This is a genomic window from Bradyrhizobium huanghuaihaiense (assembly GCF_007830635.1).
GTDB lineage: Bacteria > Pseudomonadota > Alphaproteobacteria > Rhizobiales > Xanthobacteraceae > Bradyrhizobium > Bradyrhizobium huanghuaihaiense.
In genome coordinates this window covers 18,007-44,536 of the sequence record NZ_VLLA01000003.1, presented here as the reverse complement: position 1 = coordinate 44,536, position 26,530 = coordinate 18,007, and the positions used below count along the sequence as shown (strand labels likewise).

The following is a 26,530-nucleotide window of genomic DNA, read 5'->3' as shown; positions in this document are numbered from 1 at the left end:
GCTCTCGTGCCCCGGACGCAGCGCAGCGCTTCTTCAGCGATGCGCTGCAGAGCCGGGGCCCATCCCCCGAGCAGTCCGTGTGGCGCTCTGGGTCCCGGCTCTGCGCCGCAACGCTTTACGCGTTGCAGCTTGTCCGGGATACGAGAGCTTCAATGACCGCGCTTCTTGATCTCCTCGCCATCGCCCGCCTCCGGCGCCATCGCCGCCCAGGCGCTGGACGCGAACTGGCGCCGCCACGTCACGATCACCACCGCGGCCGTGGTCACGAACAGCACCCAGGGGCTGACGAACCAGCCGAGATAGCCGAGCGCGAAGAAGAAGGCGCGCTGGCCGCGGTTGAAATGGCGGCCGGCGGATTCGAACACGCGCGAGGTGCGGATGACATGGGCTTCGGCCGCCGGCGTGTCGCGTTGCGAAGCGGGCGGCATGCCGCCGAACAGGATCGCGACATAGTTGAACAGGCGATAGGCCCAGGCGAACTTGAAGAAAGCGTAGACACAGATCAGCACGAGGCCGACGCATTTCAGCTCCCACATCGCCGGCGAGGTGCTGAGATCGATCGGCAGCTTGCTCAGAATCGTGATCGCATCGTTGGTGGCGTGCAGCAGCGCCAGCGCGCCACCGAGCGCGAACAGGCTGGTGGAGGCGAAGAAGGCGGTGCCGTTCTGGAGCGAGGCCATGATCTGCATGTCGACCATGCGCGTCTCGCGGTCGAGCAGGCGGCGCACCCAGACCTCGCGATAGCGGTTCATGCGCGCCGACAGGCTGTCGCGGCCATAGGCCGAGTGTTCCAGCGTCAGGGCATAGGCCAGCCATTCGATGATGAAGAAGCCGACCGCCGTGATGTCGACCCAGTGCCTGCTCATGTGTTGCTCCCTCGGGGATCGCAACGATTGCCACGCATGGCCGGGCGCAGCAACGATTGATTGGCGGCAGGCGATGGCGTTAAAAGCAGCTCGCTTCAAGACGTCTCGGGAAGGACTGGTGACATGGCAACGCTCAAGCTCGCGATCGGCAACAAGAACTACTCGTCATGGTCGATGCGGCCCTGGCTCGCGCTGCGCGCGAACGACATCCCATTCGTGGAGACCCTGATCCCGCTCTACACCGACAATCCCGCCGACAAGGAGCAGATTCTGTCCTTCAGCCGCGCCGGCAAGGTGCCCGTGCTCGTCGACGGCGACGTGACGGTGTGGGATTCGCTCGCCATCATCGAATACATCGCCGAGCGTTACCCGGAGAAGAAGCTGTGGCCCGACGACGCCGCGGCCCGCGCCCATGCCCGTTCGGTCTGCGCCGAGATGCATTCCGGCTTCGTGCCGCTGCGCAGCGAATGCGGCATGAACCTGCACCGGCCGATCCGTCCCGTGGCGCTGTCGGCCGATGCGAAGGCCAACGTCGCGCGCATCGAGGAGATCTGGCGCGAGTGCCGGGCGCGTTACGGAGCCAAGGGACCGTCGCAGGGACCGTTCCTGTTCGGCCGCTTCGGCGCGGCGGATGCGATGTATGCCCCGGTCGTGCACCGCTTCCGCACCTATGCGATCGACGTCGCGCCGGACACCAAGGCTTACATGGATACGATGATGGCGCTGCCGGCGTTCCAGGAATGGACCCGCGAGGGGATTGCCGAAACGCTTCTCATCGCGAAGTTCGAGGACGCGTGAGCATGATTGTGATTGAGCGCGGCTTGACGGCATGTCTGACAGCGGCGCTCAATCACGGTGCAACGACGGCTTAGGAGAGGGCGCCATGGGGATCCTGGACTCGCTGGAAAACAATCCCGCGCTCCGCAGCGCACTTGGCCAGCTTGGTGCCGCCGTGCTGCCGGCCGTGCTGAACGAACTGCTCGGCAGCAACAACCAGGGCGGCCTCAGCGCGATCGTCGCAAAGCTCCAGCAGGCCGGCTTCGGCGACCAGGTCAAATCCTGGCTCGGCAACGGCCACAATTTGCCGATCTCGGCCGACCAGCTCCGCGCCGTGCTTGGCAACGACACCGTCCGCCAGCTCGCCGCCCGCTACAACATCCCGGTCGACAAGCTCGGTGAGATCCTCGCCCAGGAACTGCCCAAGGCTGTCGACCAGGCCAGCCCGCAGGGCCATCTGCCCCATACCGCGTAGGGCCTGGTTCCAGCGATATCAAAGGGGGCCACGGTTCCCCGTTATCGTCCTGAAAAGACTTCAAAATTTGTGCATTCACCAGGCTTGCATGAGGCTGGTCAAAAACGCCGCATGCATGCTATACAGCACGCGGGTTTCCGGCCGGCCATCGCAGTGGGACCATGGGCGAGGCAGGCGTTGTTTGAGTAATGGAGAGGGTGTTGAAGCACAAATTCCCCGTTGGAACGCGCGTTCTGTTCACGGCCAGCAACGTCGCGCGCCCCGCTGCCAGCGGCTCGTACGAGGTCATCCGCCTGCTGCCGACGGAAGGCGACGACTGCCAGTACCGGATCAAGAGCTCGACGGAAGCGTTCGAACGGGTCGCCAAGGAAAGTCAGCTGGCGCTGTCCTGACGCGCCGCCGGCACCGCCCATTGCCATCGCGGACGAATTTGCTCCGCTCGCCGTCAAAAGGCCCGCTTCGCCTTCGCAGGGTGGGGCGGGGGCAGTTGCCGACTCGCGGTGCTCGCTTTGACCATTCGCTCTTTGCTCGCGTGAGGGGACGTCGCGCATGAACTGGGCATCGGCCACTTCGCTCGACCAAATCTGGCGCTCGCCGGCCCTTCCGATGTGGATGACGCTGGTCGCGGCCGGATTCTTCGGATTGATCCTGCTGATCACGTTGCTCCGCGCCGAGAAGTCGCTCGCCAACGGCGCGCTGACGGTCATCACGCTGCTGTCCATCGCGATCGCCGGGGCTGCCATGGTTCACGTCTATGGAACGGCGGGGCAGGACACGCCGACCGAATCGCGCGCACAGGCCGCGGTTGCCGCGAGCCTGCCGGCATTGTCCTGTCTCGACGGTCTCGCCGGTGATGCCGTGGCCGCGGGCTGCGAGAAGGCGCTGTTCGGCGCACCCGACACGGCAGCGGCGGCCGTCGCCTACACTGCGGCCAGGATCGACCGGCTCACCGCGCTCGGCGATGCCGCCACCGCCGACAAGAGCCTGACGCTCGACATGAAGGTGCTGCGCAAGTCGCTGGAGCGCGATCGCTACGGCCTCGTCGCGCAGGTGCTGGTCGCGCGCGACGGCTGCACGCAGTTCGATTGTGCCGCCTTCCGCTCGCTGACCGATCAGCAGCAGGTCGCCGCCAACATGGAGTCCCATCTCTACGACACGCTGGTCGCACGCTATGCGCCGACCTGGAATGCACCCGGGGCGGCGCCGTCGATGCCTGCCGCTGCCACGCTCGCGGGGTTGCCGCCGTCGATGCCGACGGGCAAGCCGACCAATGCGGAGTTCCCGAGCGCCTCGTCGACGCCTCCGGTGAGCATCATGAATCCGGAGCCGCCCACTGCGGCGACGAAGCAGGCGGCGCCTGCCGCTGGCGCTGCGCCAGCAGCACCGCGCGCACCGGCCGCGACCTCGGCGCAGGCTGCGGCACCCGCGGCACCGGCTGCCAAGAAGCCGCCGGCGCCGAAGGCCGCGCGTGCGCCCGCGGCAGCACCGGTTCCGCTCGCGCCGCCGGCTTCCGCGCCGGCTGCTCCGGCTGCGGATAACCAGTAGTTCGGCATTCCAAATGCGTGGCTGCCCGGCTAATGCTGGGGCATGCCACTCCATCTGATCAAGCTCGCCGTCGGCTGCGACTCCGTCAAGGAATTGAAGGAGTGGGTGGCCGAACGGATGCAGACCGCCAAGAAGAAGGGTCTGCCGCAACACCACATCCACATCACCCGCATGGTGCCCAAGCGTGACGCCGAGATCCTCGCCGGCGGATCGCTCTATTGGGTCATCAAGGGCGAGATCGCGGCACGCGAAAAGATCATCGGCATCGAGCCGTTCCGCGACAAGGACGGCATCGGACGCTGCCGCATCGTGATGCAGCCGAAGGTGATCTCGGTCTCGCCGCGGCCGATGCGCCCGTTCCAGGGCTGGCGCTATCTCACAGAGGATTCCGTGCCGGCCGATCTCGGCAAGTCTGCCGCCGGCTCGATTGCGGCCATGCCGGAGCCGATGCGGCGCGAGCTGCGCGATCTCGGATTGCTCTAAACCGCGATATTGTCGATCAGCCTGGTGGTGCCGAGCTTGGCCGCGACCAGGATACGCAGCGGCCCGTCCTTGCGCGAGGTGACCTCTGCCAGCGTCGCGGCATGGCGGGCCTCGTAATAGTCGAGCGCAAAGCCGGCGGCCTTGATCATCTCGGCCCCGCGCGCCATCGCGGGCGCGATGGCTTCGCCGGTTCGGATGCGGCCGGCGCTCTCCTTCATGGCGCGGTAGAGCGTGGTCGCGGTCTGCCGCTCCTCAGCCGAGAGGTAGACGTTGCGCGATGACATCGCGAGCCCGTCGCGCTCGCGCACGGTGCGGGAGCCGATCACCTTGACGCCGAGGTCGAGATCGCGCGCCATCTGCGTCACCACCCGCAATTGCTGAAAGTCCTTCTCGCCGAAGATCGCGACATCCGGCCGGCATTGCGTGAACAGCTTGCCGACGACGGTGGCGACGCCGCCGAAGAAGTGCGGCCGGAAGCGGTCCTCGAGGCCCGCCAGCGCCGGCCCCTCGGGCACGATGCGGGTGGCAAAGCCTTCCGGGTACATGGCCTCGACGCCGGGATGCCAGACGATGTCGACATCCTCGGCCGCGAGCTTGGCGATGTCCGACTTCCAGGTGCGCGGATAGGCACCGAAGTCCTCGGTCGGAGCGAACTGGGTCGGATTGACGAAGATCGACACCACGACGCGGCTGGCCCGCCGTTTGGCGAGACGCACCAGCGACACATGCCCGTCATGGAGCGCCCCCATGGTCGGGACCAGCGCGATCGTGGCCTTTCGCTTGCGAAGATTGTCGACGGCGCGCCGGAGCGCGGGGACCGTGCGGGCGATCAGGGGACTTGGCGACATCAGGACTCGGCGGGGTTGGGAATCAGCGGGGAACGGCTCGGCGCCTGGCCGGCTAACCTTAACAAGTGGCAGTCGTGGACGCCATGCACCCGCATGCGGCACAGCATCCCGCGCAAAGCCACGCGCGATATCGCGACGTTGTGGGCTGGATCACAGACGATGAATGGCGCCGCCATTCATGATGAAGAACGGCGCGCTGCGATTTGCATTACCTGTCACGCATTTCACTTGACCGCAGACGCGGCCGACTCGAAGATATTCGTTAGGGGTGTTGAGGATCGCTATGCTCGTCCAAGCAAGCCAAGGCCAGTCAGGCTCGGCGCATGTTGTCGTGCTCGGCAACGAGAAGGGCGGCTCCGGCAAATCGACCACCGCCTTGCACATCGCCGTTGCGCTCCTGAAGGCCGGTCAGCGCGTCGCCACTATCGACCTCGACTGTCGCCAGCAAAGCTTCACCCACTACATCGACAACCGCGCCGCCTGGGCCCGCCGCACCAAGCTTGACCTCGAGCTGCCGGTGCACCGCTGCATCAAGCTCGGCGAGACCATGCAGATTGCCGAGAACGAGAACTCCGAGTTCCTGCAGTTCATGGAGGCGGTCTCGGCGGTCGAGAGCAGCTTCGATTTCATCGTCATCGACACGCCCGGCACCGACAGCTACCTGATGCGGCTCGCCCATTCGATGGCCGACACGCTGGTCACGCCGATCAACGACAGCTTCCTCGATTTCGATGTGCTCGGTACCGTCGACCCCGCCAACTACGCGGTGACGGGCGAGAGCCACTATGCCGAGATGGTGAGGGATACCCGCCGCAAGCGCCGCCAGCTCGACGGCTCGACCACCGACTGGATCGTGGTGCGCAACCGCCTGTCCATGCTCGGCTCCCGCAACAAGCAGCTCGTTGCCGACGGATTGAAGGATTTATCGCTGCGGCTCGGCTTCCGCTATGTCGACGGCTTCGCCGAGCGCGTCGTCTACCGCGAGTTCTTCCCGCGCGGCCTGACCGCCCTCGACGAGATCGACGAGGCCACGCTCGGCATGCGGCCCAATCTCGGCCATCTCACTGCGCGGGAGGAGGTGACGAGCCTGCTCCGACAGCTCAAGCTGCCGCTCGACGAGCGCGGCCGCCGCCGTGCGGCAAATCGCGCCGAATGGTTCAGCCAGGTCGATAAGCCGCTCGAGGTTCACGACATCCTCGGCGCCTGAGGCGGTATATCGCTACTTCCGGTCCATCTAGAGCTCGGTTCCTGCCCGGAACCAAGCCGGCGCTCGGCCGTTTCACCCCATATTTACTGCGAAATTGAACCCCATCGCGACTGGTTGCGTCGGATGGTGACCTGCATCCTGACGTAGCGGTATGGGAATGGGTGCCCAAGAAACGAGTGCGCCGCACAATGAAAGGGCTGGCGGTTCACAATATTTAGCCTTCCTGTCACGCTGCTGCGACATATATTAGGGAATAGGCGACCAGGGGCCGAAGAGCCTCGGAAGAACACGATTTTCAACAGGGATTCAGGCCGTAAGAGCCTGAGGCTGAGGACGAAAATGAAGCGTGGAATTGCCGTTCTGGTTTCGGTCAGTGCCCTCTGCGGCATCGCCTATTTCACGGCGAGCAAGTGGGCGATCAAGCACGAGACCATCACCTTCTACGACGCTTCGCGCGACAACCGTCCCGTGCCTGTCGACATCGCGGTGCGCCGCGACAAGGAAATGCAGGCCAACGCCGGCATGATCACGCTGCCGGTCGCGGTGATCAATCACGGCAATACCGTCAAGAACACCGAGTACGGCTTCCTCGCCAACATCTTCGCTGCGCGCGGCTACATGGTCGTGAGCCCGCAGCATGATCTGCCGACCGATCCTCCGATGGTGACCAAGCCCGGCGAGCTCTATGTCGGCCGGCTGCCGCAGATCCTGCGCGGTGTCGCCAACATTCATCTCGCCATGCAGGAGATGAAGAAGGTTCAGCCCAACGCCGACTACGACAAGGTGACGATGGTCGGCCACTCCATGGGCGGCGACATCACCATGTACTTCGCCAAGCAATATCCCGACGAGGTCAAGAAGGTCGTCACGCTCGACAATCTGCGCGTGCCCTTCGTCACCGCCGGCAAGTTCAAGATCCTGTCGTTCCGCTCCACCGATCCGCAGTTCAAGGCCGATGCGGGCGTGATCCCGACGGACGAGGAGTGCGAGAAGGCGGGCATCCAGGTCGTGAAGACCGAATTCCAGCACAACGACATGCGCGACACTGGTCCGGATGCGGCCAAGAACTCGATCCAGGGCATGCTCGACAAGTTCCTGAGCGCGACGGACAGCGAGGTCGCGCCGGTCGACACGCAGTCGTCCCCGCCCAAGATCCTCGAGCCCGGTCCGGTCGCTCTGATGGCACCCGCCAAGAGCTGACGCCTCACTGAAAGGCCGATATCGATCTTCAAAGCCCCCGCCGGCGTCCGCCCGCGGGGGCTTTGCACATTGACCGGGCTGCCTGCGTTCACCACATTAGTCGCCCACGCTTGGTTGAGCAGCGATGTCGGGCGAACCCATCAAGCCGCGCGGTGACGCCGTTTCGACGAAGGCCGGCGGCGCGGTGCCGCAGGCTAGCACGTCGACCTCGGAGGATATTGCTGCCTTCGTCGCGAAGGCGCGTGCCTTGTCGCCTCATGCGCCCGGTGCAAAGGGGCGGCTGATCTTTGCGCTGGATGCGACGATGAGCCGGCAGCCGACCTGGGACATGGCCTGCGCGCTCCAGGCCGACATGTTTCGCGAAACCGCGGCGCTCGGCAGTCTCGACATCCGCCTGGTCTACTATCGCGGCTTCAACGAGTGCCGCGCCTCAGGGTGGATCTCCGACAGCGCCAAGCTGGCCACGCTGATGAGCAAGATCGATTGCCGCGGCGGCGACACCCAGATCGGCAAGGTGTTGAGCGAGGCACGGCGCGAGGCAGTCGCATCCGGCGTGCGCGCCGTCGTCTTCGTCGGCGACGCCATGGAGGAGCAGATCGACGAGCTCTGCGCCAAGGCCGGCGAGCTCGGCATGCTCAAGGTGCCCGTCTTCCTGTTTCAGGAAGGCCACGATGCCGTGGCCGAAAAGGCTTTTCGCGAGATTGCGCGTCTGACCGGCGGTGCCTGGTGCCGGTTCGATCCGGGCGCGGCGGCGCAGCTTCGAGAGCTGTTGCGTGCGGCTGCCGCCTATGCCGCCGGCGGCCGCGAGGCGCTGCTGAAGCTGGCGACGACCACGAACGGCGCGGCGATGTTGATCGGACAGATGAAGTAGCGCTCAGGCTGGCCTTCGGCGGCGAACGCCATGCATTTTGGCGCAAGGCCGACTATATTCCGGCCATGACCCTGATCGCCGGCGCCGTCGCCGTTATCACGCTTTATCTGTTGCTTCAGATGTTCCGTTCCGCCAATCCGGCGGTGCTGGCGCGCACCATCAAGTTTGGCGGTGGTGTTGTGGCGCTGGCGGTCGCGGCGTTCACGGGCTTGCGGGGCGAGCTGGCGGTGGCAATTCCGCTCGGAATTTTCGGCGCCGGGCTGCTCGGTTGGACGCCATTGGCGAATGCCGGCTTCGGCAACATCGGCGGGCTGTTTGGCGGCGGCGCTGCGCCCGCGTCCGGGCAGGCCTCGCGGGTGCGCTCGCAATTCCTCGACATGCGGCTCGACCACGATTCCGGCCAGCTCGGCGGCCGGATCGTCGCCGGACCTCACGCGGGGCGCGATCTCGACGAGTTCGATCTCGCGGGCCTCTTGGCGATGGTCCCGGCGTTCGACGCCGAGAGCGTGGCCTTACTCGAAAGCTATCTGGACCGCCGGTTTCCCGCTTGGCGTCAGAACGCGCAGGGCAATGCGGCAGGGGGGCAGCGCCGCACGGCGGCGAGTGGCAAAATGACGGCGGAGGAAGCCTATCAGATCCTTGGCTTGCAGCCGGGGGCGGGGCGCGACGACATCAGCCGGGCCCACAAATCCCTGATGAAGAAACTCCATCCCGACCAGGGGGGCTCGACGTATCTCGCTGCTCGGGTAAACGAGGCCAAGGATACTCTGCTTCGCACGCATAACGGCTAACTCCGGAACCACGCTACAAACGCCCGTACCGCGTGAGCTCCGCTGCTCTGTCTGTCGTCGCCCCGATGCCCGCCATTGTCGGCGTGGTCGATCCCTTGAGTAAAAATTTAACCGTAAATTGTTGACGAGAGGTTGTCGCGGAACAGGCTCGGCGCATGCCGAAACAAAAATGCCCGCGCAAGGCGCGGGCATTTTGATTGGGGCGGTTCAGACGATCAGTTGCGGACCGTGATGCAGGAGATGTCGGCGCGCTTCAGGGCGCGGCAGACGGCTTCGGCCTGGTCGCGCTCGAGCCCGGCGAAACGGGCGCGGTAGAGCTTGCGATTGTCCTTGGCGACGACAGGCTCGGTGAACGGATCGGCCTTGCTGAGCAGCCCGCGGGCCGAACTGCGCGCGGCGTCGATGCGCTGCTGGGCTTCGTTCTCGCTCTCGAGCGCGCCGACCTGGACGATCCAGCCGCTGTGGACGGCCGGCTTGGTGGTGGCGCTCATCTGGATCGGCTGCGGCGCCGGATCGGCGGAGGCAAGCTTCGGAGCGGCTGGGGCGGGCGCGGCGGCGGTTGTCGCCGGCAGCACGCCGAGGATGCCATTACCGGTGCCGAAGCCGGCCGGCTGGCGCGGCAGCTCGGTACGGGCGACGTCCGCCTTCGGCGCTTCCGGCTGGCTCTGGGGCTCGGGCTTGTTGATCAGATCGGCGCGGGCGACGACGGCGCCGGAGGTTTCCGCGACGTCGGAGCGGGAGGTGATCGTGCTCGTGACCTGCGGTGCGACCGGAGCCGGGGCGGCGGAGGCGACCTTGACGGCGCCGGCCTTGACCTGGACGGTCTTGACCCGAACCGGCTTCATCGGCTCGGACGAGCCGGGGATGATGGAGAGCGGCTGGCTCGAGATCACGCCATTGGTGAGCGGGGCGGGCTCGATCTTGGATTCAGTCGGCCGGACCTCGGGCTTGCTGGCCTCCGGCTTGGGCGGGGCCGGCGGCACCGCGGCCGTCGCCGCGGCAAGCGTCGACAGGCGCGCAGCGAGACGCGACGGGGCGGCCTCGGGAGCAGGGGCCGCGGCCTGGACCTGCGGAGCGGGCCGGGCCGAGGGAGTATCCGAGGCGTCGGCAACGTCGGTGGAGGTGTCGGAGCCCCGCTCGGTGACGGCGGCAACGGTGTGCGTGGTCGCGCCCTTCTCGAGGTTCTCCGCGAGCAGGTTGCGCATGATGGCGTCGCGCGAGCCGCCGCTGCGGCCGCCGAGCACGACGCCGATCAAATGGCGGTTGCCGCGGCGCATCGAGGACACGAGGTTGAAGCCGGAGGCGCGGGTGTAGCCGGTCTTGATGCCGTCGACGCCTTCCACGCTGCCGAGCAGGTGATTGTGGTTGCGGATCGACTGGCCGCGCCAGTTGAACGTCGAGGTGGCGAAATAGCGATAGTAGCGCGGGAAGCGCTCCTGGATGGCGCGGCCGAGCGTGGCCTGGTCGCGCGCGGTCGTGACCTGCTCGTCGTTGGGAAGGCCGTTGGCGTTGCGGTAGACCGTCCGGGACATGCCGAGCGAGCGCGCCTTGCGCGTCATCATGGTGGCGAAGCCGTCTTCATCGCCGGCGATCGCTTCCGCGATGACCACGGCGGCGTCGTTGGCGGAGCGGGTGACGAGACCCTTGATCGCGTCCTCGACGCGGATGGTCTGGCCGGCGCGCAGGTTCAGCTTGGTCGGATCCTGATCGGCGGCATGCTGGGACACCGGCATCTCGGTGTCGAGCTTCATCTTGCCGGACTCGAGACGCTCGAACAGCAGGTAGAGCGTCATGATCTTGGTGAGCGAGGCGGGGTGGCGGATTCCGTCCGGGTTGTTCGACTGAAGCACCGCGCCGGAATTGCCGTCGACGATGATGGACGCGAATTTCGGGCTGGAGCTCTCGGATACGTCGCGCTGCACCCGGTGGTGCGCGTAGTGGCGCCGGTGGCGCCGCGCCTCGGCAGCATCGGTGGTGAAGATGACTGCGGTGGTGACCGTAAGAAGCCCGAAAACGCCAACCCGCACCAAGGGCGAGGAAGACAAGTTTTTACGAAGCATGGAACCCCGTCCCCGTTTCTGACTTGATCACCGGCCCGTGAGGCGAAATTGTGCCCATCGACCCGGGATCATTACCTGCTCAGGCTGTCCCTCCGCGGGTGTTCGCTGCGGGGAACGTTGGGCCTGAGCCGCTGTTCTGGCTAAGGTGATGTTCTCAAACGGCTTTGGCCGATTGCAGAAGCTGAACACGTCCAGGGAATCAGGGTAGGGGGCCGCGGTTTCCAAAAGCTTAAGGAACCCTTGCGGGAAACCCCGGGAATCTCCGCGATTTGCATCTAGTTTTTGTGCGACGCACAAGATTCTTGACTTTATTGTGCGTTGCACTAATTATGGGCACAGTCAGGGAGCCGGGGCTTCCCGACGAGAGCCAGGGAAAAGGATTCCGAAATGTTCAAGGTTGAAGACTTTCAGAACTACGGGAAAGAGCACTTCGAGCAGTGCGTTGCCTCCGCGACCTCGGTGCAGCACGGCCTCCAGGCGATCGCCAGCGCCTATGGCGACTACACCAAGAAGTCGTTTGAAGACACCAAGTCCTTCGTCGAGAAGCTTTCCGGCGTGAAGTCGCTGGACAAGGCCATGGAAGCCCAGACCGACTTCGCCCGTTCCGCCTACGAGACCTTCGTCGCGGAATCGCAGAAGATCGCCGGCCTTTACAACGACCTCGCCAAGCAGGCGTTCAAGCCGGTCGAGACCATCGTGTCGAAGTTCACCCCGGCCGCCAACTAAGCTTTCCCGGATATTCTGGAAGCAAAAGCCCGGCTGAACAGCCGGGCTTTTCGTTTGTCACGACGGATCGTCCCAGCGCGCCGCGCGCAGCTTCGACCGGCGGAGATCTTCCTCGATGCGCCGGCGGTCCGTTCGACGTGCTTCGGATCGAGATTGTCGGCACTCTCGCGCGATATTGCCGTACGCGCGTCATCGGTTCGCTCCTGGCGCTCACCTGCACGAAGATCATGATGCTCGTGGGGGACCGCGTTTCGCGCAGCTTCTTCCTTGCCCGATTTCGCGCCACGAGATTCAACCGGCCGTGCGACCGGACCGTAGAAGTCCGGAGATGACCCGGCGCGAAACCGTCACAGCTCAGTTGTCCGGCCGGTTCCTGATCAACATGTTCTAACCTGGCGGCGCGGAAGATTTTGTCAAATCGGCCCGGATTGATTAACCTCGGACAGGATCGTCCAGATCGGGAATCGGGACCGTCGCGGCCGCATCGGCCGGACCTTTGCACGCTTGCGGCGAGCCGGGGGCGGGCCCATATTGTTGACGACCGATACGGCTTGGACCGGACCGGTTGGAAGCGGCGATCCAACGAGGCGGCGCGCCCGTGTGAAGCTCCGAAGGCCGGGGCTCCGCGGCGGACCGTCATACGCTTCCGTGGGGAATTTGAACGCCTGAGCCATGCCGCAACTGTTGTCCAGACTCGACCTGTCCGCGGCCATCGCCGCTCCCGCTCCCCGGATGAGCAATGACGAGAACCGTTCCGGCAATCCGACGGGTCCGAACACCTCTGTCATCACCAAGGTCAAGCCGAAGACCAAGCGGCCGAACCTCTACCGCGTATTGATCCTGAACGACGACTACACGCCGATGGAATTCGTCGTCCACGTGCTGGAGAAGTTCTTCCAGAAGGACGTCGAGGCGGCGACCAAGATCATGCTCCACGTTCACCATCACGGTATCGGGGAGTGCGGCGTGTTCACCTACGAGATCGCCGAGACGAAGGTGACGCAGGTGATGGATTTCGCCCGCAAGCACCAGCATCCGCTGCAATGCGTGATGGAAAAGAAGTAAGGTAAGTTACCTTACGGCGCGTCTTGAGGACGGCTCTCGTGTCTGTCGCAATGTGATTGTCGCGTGATGCCTGCGCGCGATGTCTGCTGCAGCCGGCAGGATTTGAGGAATTCTGCACCGGTGCCGCCCTGCCCAAATCGGAACGGGTTTTGCATTGAAAATAGCCCAGGTGGCTAGCTGCAGAGTCGCGGAACCGGTCTTTCGCCGCGATCTTGTATAACTATATGTGACAAAGGTTGTTGTTGCCTGACCGGGCGATGGCGATCATGATGGTGGGGGCCATAGAGGACGCGAATGCCGACTTTTTCCCAAAGCCTTGAACAATCCCTGCATCGTGCGCTGGCGATCGCAAACGAGCGTCATCACCAATACGCGACGCTCGAGCATCTCCTGCTCTCCCTGATCGACGACTCCGATGCAGCCGCCGTCATGCGCGCCTGCAGCGTCGATCTCGACAAGCTCCGCACGAGCCTCGTCAACTATCTTGAGACCGAATTCGAGAACCTGGTGACGGATGGCGCCGACGATGCCAAGCCGACCGCCGGTTTCCAGCGCGTGATCCAGCGCGCGGTGATCCATGTGCAGTCGTCGGGTCGCGAAGAGGTGACCGGCGCCAACGTGCTGATCGCGATCTTCGCCGAACGCGAGAGTCATGCCGCTTACTTCCTGCAAGAGCAGGACATGACGCGCTACGATGCGGTCAACTACATCAGCCACGGCATCGCCAAGCGGCCGGGCGTCTCAGAGGCGCGCCCCGTGCGCGGCGTCGACGAGGAAACCGAGACCAAGGGCACCGAGGACGCCAAGAAGAAGGGCGAGGCGCTCGAGACCTATTGCGTCAACCTCAACAAGAAGGCGCGTGACGGCAAGATCGACCCGGTGATCGGACGCAATTCCGAGATCAATCGCGCGATCCAGGTGCTGTGCCGCCGGCAGAAGAACAATCCGCTGTTCGTCGGCGAAGCCGGCGTCGGCAAGACCGCGATCGCCGAAGGCCTCGCCAAGCGCATCGTCGACAGCGAGGTGCCGGAAGTTCTGGCGGCTGCGACCGTGTTCTCGCTGGACATGGGCACGCTGCTCGCCGGCACGCGCTATCGCGGCGATTTCGAAGAGCGTCTGAAGCAGGTGCTCAAGGAGCTCGAAGCGCATCCCAACGCGATCCTGTTCATCGACGAGATCCACACCGTAATCGGTGCGGGCGCGACGTCGGGTGGCGCAATGGATGCGTCGAACCTGCTCAAGCCGGCGCTTGCCTCGGGCACGATCCGCTGCATGGGTTCGACCACCTACAAGGAATATCGCCAGCACTTCGAGAAGGACCGCGCGCTGGTGCGGCGCTTCCAGAAGATCGACATCAACGAGCCGACGGTTGAGGACGCCATCGCGATCCTCAAGGGCCTCAAGCCGTATTTCGAGGACTACCACCGGCTGAAGTACACCAATGAGGCGATCGAGGCCGCGGTGCAGCTTTCCTCGCGCTACATCCACGACCGCAAACTGCCCGACAAGGCGATCGACGTGATCGACGAGTCCGGTGCGGCGCAGATGCTGGTCGCCGAGAACAAGCGCAAGAAGACCATCGGCATCAAGGAGATCGAGACCACGATCGCCTCGATGGCGCGGATCCCGCCGAAGAGCGTGTCGAAGGACGATGCCGAGGTGCTCAAGCATCTCGAGCAGACGCTGAAGCGCACCGTGTTCGGCCAGGACAAGGCGATCGAGTCGCTCGCCGCCTCGATCAAGCTGGCACGCGCCGGGCTGCGCGAACCGGAGAAGCCGATCGGCTGCTACCTGTTCTCGGGTCCGACCGGCGTCGGCAAGACCGAGGTCGCAAAGCAGCTCGCGGCGTCGCTCGGCGTCGAGCTGTTGCGCTTCGACATGTCCGAATACATGGAGCGGCACACCGTATCGCGCCTGATCGGCGCGCCTCCCGGCTATGTCGGCTTCGATCAGGGCGGCCTGCTGACCGACGGCGTCGACCAGCATCCGCATTGCGTGGTGCTGCTCGATGAAATCGAGAAGGCGCATCCCGACCTCTACAACGTGCTGCTCCAGATCATGGATCACGGCCGGCTCACCGACCACAACGGCAAGCAGGTCAATTTCCGCAACGTGATCCTGATCATGACCACGAATGCGGGTGCTTCGGATCTCGCCAAGCAGGCGTTCGGCTTCACGCGCTCGAAGCGGGAAGGCGACGACCACGAGGCCATCAACCGGCAGTTCGCGCCGGAATTCCGCAACCGTCTCGATGCCATCGTCTCGTTCGGCCATCTCAGCGTCGAGGTGATCGGCACCGTCGTCGAGAAGTTCGTGCTTCAGCTGGAGGCGCAGCTCGGCGACCGCGACGTCACCATCGAGCTGTCCGAGCCCGCCAAGGCCTGGCTGGTGCAGCATGGTTACGACGAGCAGATGGGCGCACGTCCCATGGCCCGCGTGATTCAGGAGCACATCAAGAAGCCGCTGGCCGACGAGGTGCTGTTCGGCAAGCTGAAAGGCGGCGGCCACGTCCGCGTCGTTCTCGTCAAGGACGAGGCCGACGAGACCAAGGACAAGATCGGCTTCGAGTTCGTCGAGGGCCCGGTCACGCCGAAGCAGGAGAAGCTGCCCGGCACCCGCAAGCGCCCGCCGGGCAAGTCCAACAAGCCGGGCGGCCCCGGCGGCTCGAAGGGGCCGACCTCCAAGGGCCCGCTGGTCAAGGCTTGATCGCGAGCGACATGAATCGAAAAGGCCGGCTGAACAGCCGGCCTTTTGTTTGCGTGACAGTCTAGGTGCCGGTGTCTGGCGGAGGCGCCGCTGCTGCCGGCGGCCGCGGCTTCTTCGCCGGCGGTCGCGCGCTGCGGGCAGGGGCTGCCGGCTGCATCGTCACGATGACCGGATTGGGCTTGTGATCGGTCGCAGCCCCGGTCGCAGCATCGACGCCCATGCCGACGACACCGCCCAGCAGGAGATTGCCGGCAAAGCCCGCCGCGCCGCCGGTCTGGATGTCCCGGCTGAGCGGCACGACCTGCGGCTCGTAACCTTCCTTCTGGAAGGTGATCGAGATGTCGGCGTTTCGCTTGACGACCACGGAGCAGGGCGTCGTGCAGGTGGTCGGAACCTCCATTCCGCTGACCACGGCTTCCACGCCTGAAGGTGTCGATGAGATGCTGATATTTTCCGTCGTGCCGCGCGTGACGGACGCGCAGCCGCCCAGCATGACGCTGAGCGCCACAATTCCAAATGAACGCATGAAATGCCCCTTATTCCCCGCCGCAATGAAGCGCAACCAGGGCGCGAGAGCAATACTTCGTTAGTCCAGATGGTTAAGCCACGCACAGGTTGTGGGCGCAGCCTCAATCCTCCTTCATCCACTGCCCGTCCTGCACCCGGACATGCTCTGCGCCGCGCCGGCCGGATAGTGCTCGACCAGGCGCCCGGCGAGCGGCGCGGCGAACGCCACCGTGATCGGCCGGGGCGTGATCAGAAGGCCCAAGCAGGCTTGATGCGGCTCAAGCGCGCTCGTCACACCGCCGGCGGATTGCGGTCGGTGAAGGTCGTGCGCTGGTGCCAGTAGGGATAGGGCAGCGTCACCTTGCTGGCGGCATCGAGCTTGGCGACCTGGTCCTTGGTCAAGGTCCAGCCGACCGCGCCGAGATTCTCGCGCAGCTGCGCCTCGTTGCGCGCGCCGATGATCAGCGTCGAAACCGTCGGACGCTGGAGCAGCCAGTTCAGCGCGATCTGCGAGACGCTCTTGCCGGTCTCCTTCGCAACCTCGTCGATCGCGCCGACCACACGATAGACGTGCTCGTCCGGCACCGGCGGGCCAAAGTCGGCGGTCTTGGGCAGGCGGCTGACCTCGGGCTTCGGCTGGCCACGCCGGATTTTTCCCGTGAGGCGTCCCCATCCGAGCGGCGACCACACCACCGCGCCCAGACCCTGGTCGAGGCCGAGCGGCATCAGCTCCCATTCGTAGTCGCGACCGATCAGTGAATAGTAGGTCTGGTTGGCAACGTAGCGCGGGAAGCCGTGCTTGTCGGCCACGCCGAGCGACTTCATCAAATGCCAGCCCGAAAAATTCGAGACGCCGACATAGCGGATCTTGCCGGCGCGCACGAGCATGTCGAGCGTCGAGAGCACCTCTTCCGGCGGAGTGAAGGCGTCGAAGCCATGGAGCTGGAACAGGTCGATGTAATCGGTGCCGAGGCGGCTCAGCGAGCCGTCGATGGCCGCGAGCAGGTGCTGGCGTGACGAGCCAATGTCGTTGGGACCGTCGCCGAAGCGGAAGGTTGCCTTGGTCGAGATCAGCACCTTGTCGCGGCGGCCCTTGATGGCCTCACCCAGAACGCGCTCGGACTCGCCGAGCGAATAGACGTCGGCGGTGTCGAACATCGATACGCCGGCTTCGAGGCAGATATCGAGAAGGCGGCGCGCTTCGGTCGCGTCCGTCGTGCCCCAGGCGGCGAGGCGGCCGACGCCGCCGAACGTGCCCGTTCCCAGGCTCAAAGCAGGCACCATGAGGCCGGACCGGCCCAAGCGTCGGTATTCCATCGACATGCTCCTCGGATGGCCGCTGATTGACCGGTGCGGCCTTGTTGCCGAAACTAGCGCAAGCAGGTGCGTTGTCCTACGACGCGCTCACATACCGGCCTTGCTGCGGAGCGGGCTAGTCGTGCCGAAGCATGTCATCGAGCGCGGCATCGGCAATGCGTGGGCCGACGATCTTCGCCGGAGGATTTGCCGCGCCCCTTGCTGCGGGTGAGGGAGCGCAGGCAAGGTCACTATTGCGAGCCTGCTGCGGCAGCAGAGTCAAACTCCACCCCACCACGACCAGCACCGCAAGCCGGATCGCGATCATGCTCAACAGCAGCTCCGCTCCGCTGATCGTCGTGTGAGTCCTCATGCGTGCCAGCCTGATGCACGCGGAGTGACTAGACAATCTGGAATTGGCGAGCGTTGCCTTCGCCTGCGGCGAAGGCTCGCGAAGATGGCTCAGTGCCGCAATTGGCTCTGTCTGAAATCGCGCGGGGACATCCCGAAATGCTCGCGGAAGACGCGGCCGAAATGCGAAAGGTCGTTAAAACCCCAGGCGAATGCGATCTCGCTGATGTGGCGATGGGCGAGCAGGGGCGAGGCGAGATCGCGCCGGCACTGGGCGAGACGCTCGGCGAGGACGTAGCGCTGAAACGAGGTGTCCTCGTCGGCGAGAAGATCGTTCACATAGCGCGGCGAGATGCCGAGCGCGGCGGCGGTCTCCGCCAGCGTGAGATCGGGATCGGCGAGGTGCGCGCGGATGTGCGCCTTCAGCCGGTAGAGCAGGGCGGAGCGATGGGTCGAGGACGGCAGTGACGCCGCGCCCAGACGTTCGCTCAGCGCCATCGCCAGGAGATCGACGGCCTGCTCCGACAGGGCGGCCGCATTGTTCGGCGCGAGCCGGTCCGCGCTCTGGCAGAGCCTGAAGATGAAGTCGTAGGCGAGCCGCTCCAGCGGTGCATCGCTGCCGAAGGAGATTGCGGTCAGCGTCTCGGTGCCGCCGAGCCGCCGCTGCAGCATTTCGCGGGGTACCTTGAAGATGGTCTGCGTAAAACTGTCGTTGAATTTCAGCTCGTATGGCCGCGTGGTGTCGTAGAGCGCGAACTCGCCGGGATGGATCACGGTCTCGCGGCCGTCCTGCATCACGCCGCCGTCGCCGCGATTGCCGAGCGCGACCAGCACAAAATCCTGGTCCGAGCGCGCGATGCGCGAGGACGTTCGGAACACGTGCTGGCGGTCGGAGCAGACATCGGAGCACACGGCCTTGCCGAGCGGGGCTTGGGTCACCGAGCCGTGGAAGGCGCTGCCGAGGTCGGACTTGCAGTCGAGCCCGACGAAGACGTCGCAGACGATGTCCTGCCACAGGGCGAGCCGCCGGTAGCCGGGGCTGCCGTCCGTCGTGAACTGGATTGGCATTTGGACAGCCTCCCTTTCACATCGTGCAAAATCGCAAATTGGTGCAGATCCAGCCTGACCAGAGGCAAATCCCGGACCGGGCGGCGATCCCGTCCGGTCGAGTTTTTGTGCCGCCATGGTCGAGCGCCGGCTGCCCGGCTTGGTCAAATAGACTGCATCGGACGAGGTCTGCGATCAACCGGCAATGGAGGCGGCAATGGGCATCGAACATCCCAGATACAAGGTGGCGGTGGTGCAGGCAGCGCCCGCCTGGCTCGATCTCGACGCCTCGATCGACAAATCGATCGCGCTCATCAGGGAGGCGGCCGAGAGGGGTGCCAAGCTGATTGCCTTTCCGGAAGCCTTCATTCCCGGCTACCCCTGGCACATCTGGATGGACTCGCCGGCCTGGACGATCGGCCGCGGCTTCGTGCAGCGCTATTTCGACAATTCGCTGTCCTACGACAGCCCACAGGCCGAGCGCCTGCGCGATGCCGTGCGCAAGGCGAAGCTGACGGCGGTGATCGGCCTCTCTGAGCGCGACGGCGGCAGCCTTTATCTGGCCCAATGGCTGATTGGCCCCGAGGGCGAGACAATTGCAAAACGCCGCAAGCTGCGCCCGACCCATGCTGAGCGCACCGTCTATGGCGAGGGCGACGGCAGCGACCTCGCCGTCCATGCGAGGGCCGACATCGGCCGTCTCGGTGCGCTGTGCTGCTGGGAGCATCTCCAGCCGCTATCGAAATACGCGATGTACGCCCAGAACGAGCAGGTGCATGTCGCGGCCTGGCCGAGCTTTTCGCTCTACGATCCCTTTGCGCCAGCGCTCGGCGCCGAGGTCAACAACGCTGCCTCGCGCGTCTATGCGGTGGAGGGCTCATGCTTCGTGCTGGCGCCGTGCGCGACGGTGTCGCAGGCGATGATCGACGAGCTCTGCGACCGGCCGGACAAGCACGCGCTGCTGCATGCTGGCGGCGGCTTTGCCGCGATCTACGGCCCCGACGGCAGCCAGATCGGCGACAAGCTCGCGCAGGACCAGGAGGGACTGTTGATTGCCGAGATCGACCTCGGCGCCATCGGCATCGCCAAGAATGCGGCCGATCCCGCCGGCCACTATTCGCGGCCCGACGTGACGCGACTGCTGCTGAACAAGAAGCGATACCAGCGCGTCGAGCAGTTCGCGCTGCCGGTGGACACGATCGACCCCACGGACATCGCTGCAGCAGCGAGCTGATCGCTGCAATCGCGGGAAGACGGGCTTACGTTACGCGACGCAATGGCCGAGCAGCTCCGGATGCGCGGCGCAGATGCGATGCGCGCCGGCGTCCCGCAGCTCGGCCTCGCTGCCATAGCCGTAGAGCACGCCGATCGCGGTCATGCCGTTGGTGCGGGCGCCGACCACGTCATGGCTGCGGTCGCCGATCATGATGGCGCTGGCGGGATCGACCTTGGCCTCGTCGAGCGCGTAGCGCAGCAGGTCGCGCTTGTCGACGCGGGTGCCGTCGAGCTCGGAGCCGAACACGCGCTCGAAATACGGTTTCAGGCCGAAATGATCGACGATGCGGGTGGCATAGACCGCGGGCTTGCTGGTGGCCACGAACATGCGCGGCGTCGTCGCGGCGAGCGTTGTCAGCGTGTCCACGATGCCGGCATAGGCTTCGTTCTCGAACAGGCCGATATCGGAAAAGCGTTCGCGATAGAGCAGCAGCGCCCGGTCGGCGAGCTCCTCGCTTCCCGTGAGCTTCTTCAGGCTGGCAAGCAGCGGCGGCCCGATGCACCAGGTCAGCTCGTCCTCGCTCGGCACCGCCAGGTTCAGCCGCTCCAGCGCGTACTGGATCGAGCGGGTGATCCCGGGCTTCGGGTTGGTCAGCGTGCCGTCGAGGTCAAAATAGATTGTGGCCATCAGGGTGGAACCCGCGTTGAGACTGCCGCCCGTTGCTAGTCGGATCAGACGTCAAGTCAAGGCCCGCCCGCGTCATTGCCGCCGGGCCCATGCGGCGATCGCGGCGGCGTCCGGGCCGGCCTGGGCCTCCCAGGCGGCGATCGTGCTGGTGGCGGCGTTGCGGAGCGCTCCGATGAGAGATTGCGGCGCGGGCTCGGCGATGATGACGCCGTTGTCGCGCATGCGTGCGTAATTCTCCGCGGTGCGATGGGCGAGCAGCGCGAACTGGCTCTGCTCGGTCTCGGCCGCGGCCGCCATCACCTCGCGCTGCATCGGCTCGGACAGCTCCGCGAACGTCTCGCTGCGGACGAAGGCGATCGAGATCGGCATCGCATAATTGATGGCCGTGAAATGCGGCAGGAAGTCCCAGAGCTTGCGTCCCGCACCGCCATCGCCGGAGGTGAGGAACGCGTTCAACTGGTGCTCCTTCAGGCCGGCGAGCGCCTTGTCCATCGGCAGGAACTGCGCATTGGCTCCGGCGGTGCGCATCACTGCACTGGAATTGGCGTCGTAGGCGCGCAGGTTCAGTTTCGGCAGATCGTCGGCGCCTGCGAGCGCATGATCGGACCAGAGGCCCGTCGCCGGCCAGATCGTTACATAGAGCAGCTTCAGACCGCGGGCGGCGAACGCCTTCTCGTAGAGCGTGCGCGCCCGCGCATTGGTGGCGCGCGCGACGTCGACTGATTGCACCAGGAAGGGCAGTGTGGAGAGGCCGAGCACCGGATCGAGGCCGGACAGTGCGCCCGCAAAGGCATCGCCGCCGGCGATGCGGCCGTCCAGCGCCGCCCGCGGCATCTCGCCCGAATTGATCTTGAGCTCGTTGTCGAAGGCGCTCGTCACGGTCACGAAACCGTTTGTGCGCGCAGCGACGCGATCGGCGAAAGTGGTGAGGCCGATGCCGGAAATGTTGTTTTTGGGGTATTCCGTGGTCATCCGCCAGCTGACCTGTGCCAGGGCCGGAGCAGTGGACAGGACGAGGGCGGCGAGGGCCAGGATCGCGCGGATCCGTCTGGCAGGGGAACGCATTGGGAGAAGCAGGTCAGTCAGCATATATTGGCAACTCGTCGAACCATGGCACGATGCCACATGGCAGAACAACTTGTCGCATGCCGCACCGGCCCGCGCCACAGCGATGCTTGGGCAGTGTTGGCGCGAATTGCAGCACTTGTCGTTGTCGCACTGGTCGCGTCGGCGACGCAGGCCGCAGCATGGGACAGCTCGCCCGCGAAAACCGATATCGCCGTCCCCAGCGTCGAGGAGCTCGCAATGCCGCCGCCAAAGCCGGCGAATGCGCGGGAGAGCGACACGCGGGAATCGATCTGCCTGATCGTCGAGGCGGCCGCGCGCGATGCCAATCTGCCGCTGGAATTCTTCGCCCGCGTGATCTGGCAGGAAAGCCGCTTCCAGGCCGATGCGGTGGGCCCCATGACGCGCAGCGGCGAGCATGCGCAGGGCATCGCGCAGTTCATGCCGGGCACCGCGAGCGAGCGCGGGTTGCTCAATCCTTTCAACCCGGTTCAGGCATTGCCGAAGTCGGCCGAATTCCTGAACGAGCTGCGCAACCAGTTCGGCAATCTCGGCCTTGCCGCAGCCGCCTACAACGCCGGACCGCGCCGCGTACAGGAATGGCTCGCCGGCACCGGCCCGATGCCGGAGCAGACCCGCAACTATGTCTACGCCATCACGGGCACGAGCGTTGACGCCTGGGCCAAGGCGGGCAGCACCGGCAAGGGGCCGCCGAGTTCGCCACCGACGAGCTGCCGCGATCTCATGGCGCTGTTGAAGCGTGCGCCAAATCCGTTCGTCGCCGAGCTCGAGCAGCATGTCGAGCTTGCCGCCGCGAAGATCTGGGGCGTGCAGCTCGCCGCCGGCTTTGACCGCAACAAGGCGCTGGCGATGTATTCCCGCGCGGTCACGCATCTGAGCGCGGTGATCGGCGAGCGCGATCCGAGCCTGCTGAGCTCGGTGATGCGCAGCCGCGGCACGCGCGCGTTCTACCAGGTGCGCATCGGCGCGGACACGCGCAACGAGGCGGACGATCTGTGCAATAAGATCCGCAAGGCCGGCGGCGCCTGCTTCGTGCTGAAGAACCGGGGCGTGAGCGGTTAGGGGCTTCTGTCTCTCCACGCATGCCAGCCCCGCCGCGCGCTTCCTTGACGCGGGCCGCCGCATTGCCCGTTATGCAGCCACGATTCCGTAACCCCGGCCAACCCTCCCGTGGCGCTTCCCCCGCTCGATTCACCTCAATGGCAAAGTCCGTGGCGCGCCTTTGCGTGGGGGCTGCGCTCGATCACGCAGACGATCCTCACCATCGTGCTGTTCGTGACCTATCTCGGCATCGGCGCGCTCGCCCACGACACCCATTTCAGCCTGCTCTGGGCGCTCTGCTCGACGTTGTTCGTCTGGGCAGGTCCGGCGCAGATCATCCTGATCACCACGCTCGGCTCGGGCGCCACCATCATCCAGTCGGCAATCGCCGTGACCGTCAGCGCCATCCGCCTGTTTCCGATGGTGGTCTCGGTGCTGCCGCTGATGCGCACGCCGACGACGAAACGGCGTGAGCTGGTCTTCGCCGCGCATCTGACCGCGGTGACGCTGTGGGTCGAATGCCACCGCTTCCTGCCGCTGGTGCCGCGCGAGCGGCGCATTGCCTTTGTCCACGGGCTCGGCTGTGGCCTGGTCTCGGTGTGCCTCGTCGCCAACACGGTCGGCTATTTCCTCGCCGCCAACCTGACGCAGACGCTTGGCGCGGCGATCCTGCTGCTGACGCCGCTGTCGTTCCTGTTCTCGACCGCGCGCAACAGCCGCGAGGTTGCCGATGTCGTGGCGCTGACGCTCGGGATATTGCTCTATCCTCTGGCGGCTAAGATGAACTCCGGCCTCGACATCCTCGTGAGCGGCGTGGCGGCCGGTACCATCGCCTATGGCGTGCATTGGTGGCGGGAGGTGCGCGCATGAGCTTTGCGCAAGCGATCGGCGACTGGCATGCGCTTGTTGTGCTGTTCGTCGCCGGCGTCGTTCCCAACCAGATCTGGCGCATGCTGGGCCTGTGGTTCGGCGGAGGCATCGACGAGGGCTCCGAGCTGCTGGTCTGGGTGAGAGCGGTCGCGACCGCGATCCTGGCCGGCGTGATCGCCCAGATCGTTGTCGAGCCGCCCGGGGCGTTGGCCAGCGTGCCTGATGTTCTGCGCTACGGCGCGGTCGGTGCCGGCCTGATCGTTTTCCTCCTGACCCGCCGTTCGATCTTTGCGGGCGTTGTCACCGGCGAAGTCTTCATGCTGGCCGGCAAGTGGTGGTTGGGCTAAAACCACCGGCGAACAGGCTTAAGGAACAGGAATTATGGTTCGCGAAAACGAACTCCGCGAGGGCGAGGTCGCCATCGAGCTGCCATCCATCGTGGATGCCGGCCTCGTCTTCATCGGCCGCATCCGCACGCCCTGGACCTCGCGGCTGGAGACGCCGCGGCAGGGGCGCCAGGACGGTCCGATCTGCCGGCTCGAGATCTTCGAGCCGTTCGTGCCGGCCATCAAGGGCGTCGATTTCTACAGCAATCTCGAAGTGCTCTACTGGCTCGACAGGTCGCGCCGCGACATCATCCTGCAGAGCCCGAAGAACAACGAGAAGACCCGCGGCACCTTTTCGCTGCGCTCGCCGGTGCGTCCCAATCCGATCGGCACCTCGATCGTGAAGCTGGTCGGGATCGAGGGCAATGCCATTCTGGTGCGCGGCCTCGATTGCATCGACAACACGCCGCTGATCGACATCAAGCCCGACCGCTGCGAGTTCACGCCACTGGCGGCGCCACAGAAGGGTGATTTCGAGACGGAGTGAGGTCTCTCCTCCGTCATTGCGAGGAGGCCTTGCGACGAAGCAATCCAGACTGCATCCGCTGAAAGAGTCTGGATTGCTTCACTGCGCTCGCAATGACGAGGAGGAGAGATCGTAGCCCGCATGAAGCGGAGCGGAATGCGGGAGCTGTCCCGGATTGCGCTTCGCTCCATCCGGGCTACGGATCTCAGCCCGCCTTCAACGCCGCGATCAATTTGGTCGCGTTCTCTTCCAGCACCTTGACGTCTTCCTTGCGGCTCGCGGGCGGCAGCATGGCGACGCCGTCGTGGCGCGGCATCACGTGCATGTGCAGGTGAAACACCACCTGACCGCCGGCGGGCTCGTTGAATTGCTGCACGGTGATGCCGTCGGCGTTGAACGCCTTCATCGCGGCCGCTGCGATCTTGTGCGCGCCGCGCGCGACATGGGCGTAGTCGTCGGGCTTGATGTCGAGAATGTTGCGGGCAGGGGCCTTCGGGATCACCAGCGTGTGGCCGGGCACGCGCGGCATGATGTCAAGGAAGGCAAACACGTGCTCGTCTTCATAGACCTTGTGGCAGGGAAACTCGCCGCGCAGGATCTTTGCGAAGATGTTGTTGGTGTCGTAGGCGGTCATGGCGGGGGCTCCCGAGAATTTCACCCTTGGAATTTTCCGCTTACTGTCACCAGCCACGGCAAGGCGTCAAGGCGCCTCGTCGATGCCTTTGCGGAACGGGCCGAGCTCGGCAAGCTCGCGCCCGGCCTCGGCGACATAGGCGCGCTCGCGCTTGAGGTAGTCATCGATGGCGCGGCGCAGGCCGGGATCGGCGATGAAATGGGCGGAGTGGGTCGTCTTCGGCAGATAGCCGCGCGCGATCTTGTGCTCGCCCTGCGCGCCGGCTTCGACATTCCTGAGGCCATGTTTGATGGCGAAATCGATCGCTTGATAGTAGCAGACCTCGAAATGCAGGAACGGGTGATGCTCGACCGCGCCCCAGTTGCGGCCGAACAGCGTGTCCGAGCCGATGAAGTTGATCGCGCCCGCGATCCAGCGGCCGTTGCGGCGGGCCATCACCAGCAGCACGTCCTCGCTCATGGTCTCGCCGATCAATGAGAAGAACTCGCGTGTGAGATACGGCCGGCCCCATTTGCGCGAACCGGTCTCCATGTAGAATTCGAAGAAGGCGTCCCAGGCATCCTCGGTGATGTCTTTTCCGGTGAGCCAATGGATCGTGATCCCGGCCGCCAGCGCGTCGCGCCGCTCGCGCTTGATCGACTTGCGATGGCGCGCGTTCATCGTTGCCAGGAAGTCGTCGAAGTTGGCAAAACCCTGGTTGTGCCAGTGGAACTGCTGGTCGGTGCGCTGGAGGAAGCCGTGCCCAGCGAGCAGCTTCCATTCGTCCTCGCGCGCGAAGGTGACGTGAAGGGACGAGGCTTTGCTGACGCCGCAGAGCGCCACCAGCCCGCTCGCCAGTGCCTCCCTGATCCGCTCGCGGTCGACGCCGTCGCGGACCAGCAGCCGCGGTCCCGTCGCGGGGGTGAAGGGAACCGAGACCTGAAGCTTCGGATAGTAGCGTCCGCCGGCGCGCTCATATGCATCCGCCCAGCCGCGGTCGAAGACGTATTCGCCCTGAGAATGCGATTTCAGATAGCAGGGCACGACGCCGGCGACGCGGCCGTCGAGCTTGGCCACGAGATGCCGAGGGCCCCAGCCGGTACGGATCGTTGCCGAACCCGATTTCTCGACCGCGGATAGAAATGCGTGCGAGACGAACGGGTTATAGGCGGGTCTTGAGAGGCCGAGGGAATCGCCTGGAAAGGCGGATGAGGTTCCGTTTCCAGCCCCAGTGCAGCGGCCGCCGGGATTGGCACAAGCGTCCCAATCCCCGGGCGAGACTTCGCCAATGGACGGTACGGCCTCGAGCGTAATGTCGGATGATGCCATTGCGCCCAAGATCGT

28 protein-coding genes are annotated in these 26,530 nt (G+C 65.2%); 17 read left to right on the top strand and 11 right to left on the bottom strand.

Annotated elements, in window-relative coordinates:
* Positions 1-149 precede the first annotated feature (149 nt).
* A complete protein-coding gene (locus IQ16_RS07780; RefSeq protein ID WP_018647390.1) occupies positions 150-866 on the bottom strand; it encodes a DUF599 domain-containing protein in 717 nt (238 codons plus the stop codon).
* A 123-nt stretch (positions 867-989) separates the two neighbouring features.
* Here IQ16_RS07780 and IQ16_RS07775 point away from each other — a divergent pair, with 123 nt between their 5' ends.
* The 5 genes from IQ16_RS07775 to IQ16_RS07755 all read left to right on the top strand — a co-directional run bounded on the left by IQ16_RS07775 (position 990) and on the right by IQ16_RS07755 (position 4,146).
* Positions 990-1,664 (top strand): glutathione S-transferase family protein, encoded by a 675-nt coding sequence (locus IQ16_RS07775; RefSeq protein ID WP_026312694.1) that lies wholly within the window; start codon positions 990-992, stop codon positions 1,662-1,664.
* An 85-nt stretch (positions 1,665-1,749) separates the two neighbouring features.
* A complete protein-coding gene (locus tag IQ16_RS07770) occupies positions 1,750-2,118 on the top strand; it encodes a YidB family protein (protein ID WP_018647392.1) in 369 nt (122 codons plus the stop codon).
* Between the two features lie 188 nt (positions 2,119-2,306).
* A complete protein-coding gene (locus tag IQ16_RS07765) occupies positions 2,307-2,510 on the top strand; it encodes a hypothetical protein (protein WP_018647393.1) in 204 nt (67 codons plus the stop codon).
* Between the two features lie 157 nt (positions 2,511-2,667).
* Positions 2,668-3,663: a hypothetical protein gene (locus IQ16_RS07760; protein WP_018647394.1), complete on the top strand. Its 996-nt coding sequence runs from the start codon at positions 2,668-2,670 to the stop codon at positions 3,661-3,663.
* A gap of 42 nt (positions 3,664-3,705) precedes the next feature.
* Positions 3,706-4,146 carry a DUF1489 family protein gene (locus IQ16_RS07755; protein ID WP_018647395.1) on the top strand — a complete coding sequence of 147 codons (441 nt, stop codon included), beginning with the start codon at positions 3,706-3,708 and terminating at the stop codon, positions 4,144-4,146.
* On the opposite strand, the gene panC is transcribed toward IQ16_RS07755, so the two are convergent.
* Complete coding sequence (gene panC, locus IQ16_RS07750; RefSeq protein ID WP_018647396.1) at positions 4,143-4,994, bottom strand: pantoate--beta-alanine ligase; 852 nt, start codon at positions 4,992-4,994, stop codon at positions 4,143-4,145. The genes IQ16_RS07755 and panC overlap by 4 nt on opposite strands.
* A 283-nt stretch (positions 4,995-5,277) precedes the next feature.
* Between panC and IQ16_RS07745 the strand changes: the two genes are divergently transcribed.
* The 4 genes from IQ16_RS07745 to IQ16_RS07730 all read left to right on the top strand — a co-directional run bounded on the left by IQ16_RS07745 (position 5,278) and on the right by IQ16_RS07730 (position 9,063).
* The gene (locus IQ16_RS07745; RefSeq protein ID WP_018647397.1) at positions 5,278-6,201 is read left to right on the top strand and encodes a division plane positioning ATPase MipZ; all 924 of its coding nucleotides are present in this window, start codon (positions 5,278-5,280) and stop codon (positions 6,199-6,201) included.
* A 339-nt stretch (positions 6,202-6,540) separates the two neighbouring features.
* Complete coding sequence (locus IQ16_RS07740; RefSeq protein ID WP_018647398.1) at positions 6,541-7,401, top strand: alpha/beta fold hydrolase; 861 nt, start codon at positions 6,541-6,543, stop codon at positions 7,399-7,401.
* Between the two features lie 124 nt (positions 7,402-7,525).
* Positions 7,526-8,272 carry a vWA domain-containing protein gene (locus tag IQ16_RS07735; RefSeq protein WP_018647399.1) on the top strand — a complete coding sequence of 249 codons (747 nt, stop codon included), beginning with the start codon at positions 7,526-7,528 and terminating at the stop codon, positions 8,270-8,272.
* Positions 8,273-8,337: 65 nt separating this feature from the next.
* A complete protein-coding gene (locus IQ16_RS07730; protein ID WP_018647400.1) occupies positions 8,338-9,063 on the top strand; it encodes a DnaJ domain-containing protein in 726 nt (241 codons plus the stop codon).
* A 215-nt stretch (positions 9,064-9,278) separates the two neighbouring features.
* On the opposite strand, the gene IQ16_RS07725 is transcribed toward IQ16_RS07730, so the two are convergent.
* Entirely contained in the window at positions 9,279-11,123 is a 1,845-nt protein-coding gene (locus IQ16_RS07725) for a D-alanyl-D-alanine carboxypeptidase (RefSeq protein ID WP_018647401.1), read from the bottom strand.
* 387 nt (positions 11,124-11,510) lie between these two features.
* Between IQ16_RS07725 and IQ16_RS07720 the strand changes: the two genes are divergently transcribed.
* From IQ16_RS07720 to clpA, 3 genes are all read left to right on the top strand, one after another.
* Positions 11,511-11,849, top strand: a complete 339-nt coding sequence (locus IQ16_RS07720; RefSeq protein ID WP_018647402.1) for a phasin family protein — start codon at positions 11,511-11,513, stop codon at positions 11,847-11,849.
* A 732-nt stretch (positions 11,850-12,581) separates the two neighbouring features.
* A complete protein-coding gene (gene clpS, locus IQ16_RS07715) occupies positions 12,582-12,914 on the top strand; it encodes an ATP-dependent Clp protease adapter ClpS (protein ID WP_026312603.1) in 333 nt (110 codons plus the stop codon).
* Positions 12,915-13,208: 294 nt separating this feature from the next.
* Positions 13,209-15,620 (top strand): ATP-dependent Clp protease ATP-binding subunit ClpA, encoded by a 2,412-nt coding sequence (clpA, locus tag IQ16_RS07710; protein ID WP_018646921.1) that lies wholly within the window; start codon positions 13,209-13,211, stop codon positions 15,618-15,620.
* A gap of 61 nt (positions 15,621-15,681) precedes the next feature.
* Here the strand turns inward: clpA and IQ16_RS07705 are convergent, their stop codons facing one another.
* From IQ16_RS07705 to IQ16_RS07690, 4 genes are all read right to left on the bottom strand, one after another.
* Positions 15,682-16,146, bottom strand: a complete 465-nt coding sequence (locus tag IQ16_RS07705; protein WP_018646922.1) for a PEGA domain-containing protein — start codon at positions 16,144-16,146, stop codon at positions 15,682-15,684.
* A gap of 272 nt (positions 16,147-16,418) precedes the next feature.
* The gene (locus IQ16_RS07700) at positions 16,419-17,444 is read right to left on the bottom strand and encodes an aldo/keto reductase (protein ID WP_026312604.1); all 1,026 of its coding nucleotides are present in this window, start codon (positions 17,442-17,444) and stop codon (positions 16,419-16,421) included.
* A gap of 115 nt (positions 17,445-17,559) precedes the next feature.
* Positions 17,560-17,751 carry a hypothetical protein gene (locus IQ16_RS07695; RefSeq protein WP_244635615.1) on the bottom strand — a complete coding sequence of 64 codons (192 nt, stop codon included), beginning with the start codon at positions 17,749-17,751 and terminating at the stop codon, positions 17,560-17,562.
* Positions 17,752-17,885: 134 nt separating this feature from the next.
* On the bottom strand, positions 17,886-18,842 hold the full coding sequence (locus IQ16_RS07690; protein WP_018646926.1) for an AraC-like ligand-binding domain-containing protein: 957 nt from the start codon (positions 18,840-18,842) through the stop codon (positions 17,886-17,888).
* 196 nt (positions 18,843-19,038) lie between these two features.
* On the opposite strand from IQ16_RS07690, the gene IQ16_RS07685 reads away from it, so the two are divergent.
* Positions 19,039-20,055, top strand: coding sequence for a carbon-nitrogen hydrolase family protein (locus IQ16_RS07685; RefSeq protein ID WP_026312605.1), 1,017 nt, complete (start codon positions 19,039-19,041; stop codon positions 20,053-20,055).
* Positions 20,056-20,085: 30 nt separating this feature from the next.
* Here IQ16_RS07685 and IQ16_RS07680 read toward each other — a convergent pair whose 3' ends face one another.
* Positions 20,086-20,724 carry an HAD family hydrolase gene (locus tag IQ16_RS07680; RefSeq protein WP_018646928.1) on the bottom strand — a complete coding sequence of 213 codons (639 nt, stop codon included), beginning with the start codon at positions 20,722-20,724 and terminating at the stop codon, positions 20,086-20,088.
* Between the two features lie 72 nt (positions 20,725-20,796).
* A complete protein-coding gene (locus IQ16_RS07675; RefSeq protein WP_026312606.1) occupies positions 20,797-21,813 on the bottom strand; it encodes a TRAP transporter substrate-binding protein in 1,017 nt (338 codons plus the stop codon).
* 36 nt (positions 21,814-21,849) lie between these two features.
* On the opposite strand from IQ16_RS07675, the gene IQ16_RS07670 reads away from it, so the two are divergent.
* From IQ16_RS07670 to tsaA, 4 genes are all read left to right on the top strand, one after another.
* Positions 21,850-22,872, top strand: coding sequence for a lytic transglycosylase domain-containing protein (locus IQ16_RS07670; RefSeq protein ID WP_244635578.1), 1,023 nt, complete (start codon positions 21,850-21,852; stop codon positions 22,870-22,872).
* Between the two features lie 108 nt (positions 22,873-22,980).
* A complete protein-coding gene (locus tag IQ16_RS07665) occupies positions 22,981-23,721 on the top strand; it encodes an AzlC family ABC transporter permease (protein WP_018646931.1) in 741 nt (246 codons plus the stop codon).
* Entirely contained in the window at positions 23,718-24,068 is a 351-nt protein-coding gene (locus IQ16_RS07660; protein ID WP_018646932.1) for an AzlD domain-containing protein, read from the top strand. The genes IQ16_RS07665 and IQ16_RS07660 overlap by 4 nt, the downstream gene beginning before the upstream one ends.
* Positions 24,069-24,102: 34 nt before the next feature.
* Positions 24,103-24,594, top strand: a complete 492-nt coding sequence (gene tsaA / locus IQ16_RS07655; RefSeq protein WP_018646933.1) for a tRNA (N6-threonylcarbamoyladenosine(37)-N6)-methyltransferase TrmO — start codon at positions 24,103-24,105, stop codon at positions 24,592-24,594.
* 184 nt (positions 24,595-24,778) lie between these two features.
* Here tsaA and IQ16_RS07650 read toward each other — a convergent pair whose 3' ends face one another.
* Positions 24,779-25,207: an HIT family protein gene (locus IQ16_RS07650; protein ID WP_018646934.1), complete on the bottom strand. Its 429-nt coding sequence runs from the start codon at positions 25,205-25,207 to the stop codon at positions 24,779-24,781.
* A gap of 66 nt (positions 25,208-25,273) precedes the next feature.
* Complete coding sequence (locus IQ16_RS07645) at positions 25,274-26,515, bottom strand: GNAT family N-acetyltransferase (protein ID WP_026312607.1); 1,242 nt, start codon at positions 26,513-26,515, stop codon at positions 25,274-25,276.
* Positions 26,516-26,530: the final 15 nt, after the last annotated feature.

Coding starts and splice junctions, on each gene's coding strand:
- IQ16_RS07695 (WP_244635615.1), bottom strand. CDS start 17,751: ATGATCGCGATCCGGCTTGCGGTGCTGGTCGTGGTGGGGTGGAGTTTG.
- IQ16_RS07690 (WP_018646926.1), bottom strand. CDS start 18,842: ATGCCAATCCAGTTCACGACGGACGGCAGCCCCGGCTACCGGCGGCTC.
- panC (WP_018647396.1), bottom strand. CDS start 4,994: ATGTCGCCAAGTCCCCTGATCGCCCGCACGGTCCCCGCGCTCCGGCGC.
- IQ16_RS07760 (WP_018647394.1), top strand. CDS start 2,668: ATGAACTGGGCATCGGCCACTTCGCTCGACCAAATCTGGCGCTCGCCG.
- IQ16_RS07700 (WP_026312604.1), bottom strand. CDS start 17,444: ATGGAATACCGACGCTTGGGCCGGTCCGGCCTCATGGTGCCTGCTTTG.
- IQ16_RS07660 (WP_018646932.1), top strand. CDS start 23,718: ATGAGCTTTGCGCAAGCGATCGGCGACTGGCATGCGCTTGTTGTGCTG.
- tsaA (WP_018646933.1), top strand. CDS start 24,103: ATGGTTCGCGAAAACGAACTCCGCGAGGGCGAGGTCGCCATCGAGCTG.
- IQ16_RS07705 (WP_018646922.1), bottom strand. CDS start 16,146: ATGCGTTCATTTGGAATTGTGGCGCTCAGCGTCATGCTGGGCGGCTGC.
- IQ16_RS07780 (WP_018647390.1), bottom strand. CDS start 866: ATGAGCAGGCACTGGGTCGACATCACGGCGGTCGGCTTCTTCATCATC.
- IQ16_RS07730 (WP_018647400.1), top strand. CDS start 8,338: ATGACCCTGATCGCCGGCGCCGTCGCCGTTATCACGCTTTATCTGTTG.
- IQ16_RS07765 (WP_018647393.1), top strand. CDS start 2,307: ATGGAGAGGGTGTTGAAGCACAAATTCCCCGTTGGAACGCGCGTTCTG.
- IQ16_RS07740 (WP_018647398.1), top strand. CDS start 6,541: ATGAAGCGTGGAATTGCCGTTCTGGTTTCGGTCAGTGCCCTCTGCGGC.
- clpA (WP_018646921.1), top strand. CDS start 13,209: ATGCCGACTTTTTCCCAAAGCCTTGAACAATCCCTGCATCGTGCGCTG.
- IQ16_RS07685 (WP_026312605.1), top strand. CDS start 19,039: ATGGGCATCGAACATCCCAGATACAAGGTGGCGGTGGTGCAGGCAGCG.
- IQ16_RS07770 (WP_018647392.1), top strand. CDS start 1,750: ATGGGGATCCTGGACTCGCTGGAAAACAATCCCGCGCTCCGCAGCGCA.
- IQ16_RS07650 (WP_018646934.1), bottom strand. CDS start 25,207: ATGACCGCCTACGACACCAACAACATCTTCGCAAAGATCCTGCGCGGC.
- clpS (WP_026312603.1), top strand. CDS start 12,582: ATGAGCAATGACGAGAACCGTTCCGGCAATCCGACGGGTCCGAACACC.
- IQ16_RS07735 (WP_018647399.1), top strand. CDS start 7,526: ATGTCGGGCGAACCCATCAAGCCGCGCGGTGACGCCGTTTCGACGAAG.
- IQ16_RS07680 (WP_018646928.1), bottom strand. CDS start 20,724: ATGGCCACAATCTATTTTGACCTCGACGGCACGCTGACCAACCCGAAG.
- IQ16_RS07645 (WP_026312607.1), bottom strand. CDS start 26,515: ATGGCATCATCCGACATTACGCTCGAGGCCGTACCGTCCATTGGCGAA.
- IQ16_RS07775 (WP_026312694.1), top strand. CDS start 990: ATGGCAACGCTCAAGCTCGCGATCGGCAACAAGAACTACTCGTCATGG.
- IQ16_RS07670 (WP_244635578.1), top strand. CDS start 21,850: ATGGCAGAACAACTTGTCGCATGCCGCACCGGCCCGCGCCACAGCGAT.
- IQ16_RS07675 (WP_026312606.1), bottom strand. CDS start 21,813: ATGCTGACTGACCTGCTTCTCCCAATGCGTTCCCCTGCCAGACGGATC.
- IQ16_RS07725 (WP_018647401.1), bottom strand. CDS start 11,123: ATGCTTCGTAAAAACTTGTCTTCCTCGCCCTTGGTGCGGGTTGGCGTT.
- IQ16_RS07755 (WP_018647395.1), top strand. CDS start 3,706: ATGCCACTCCATCTGATCAAGCTCGCCGTCGGCTGCGACTCCGTCAAG.
- IQ16_RS07720 (WP_018647402.1), top strand. CDS start 11,511: ATGTTCAAGGTTGAAGACTTTCAGAACTACGGGAAAGAGCACTTCGAG.
- IQ16_RS07745 (WP_018647397.1), top strand. CDS start 5,278: ATGCTCGTCCAAGCAAGCCAAGGCCAGTCAGGCTCGGCGCATGTTGTC.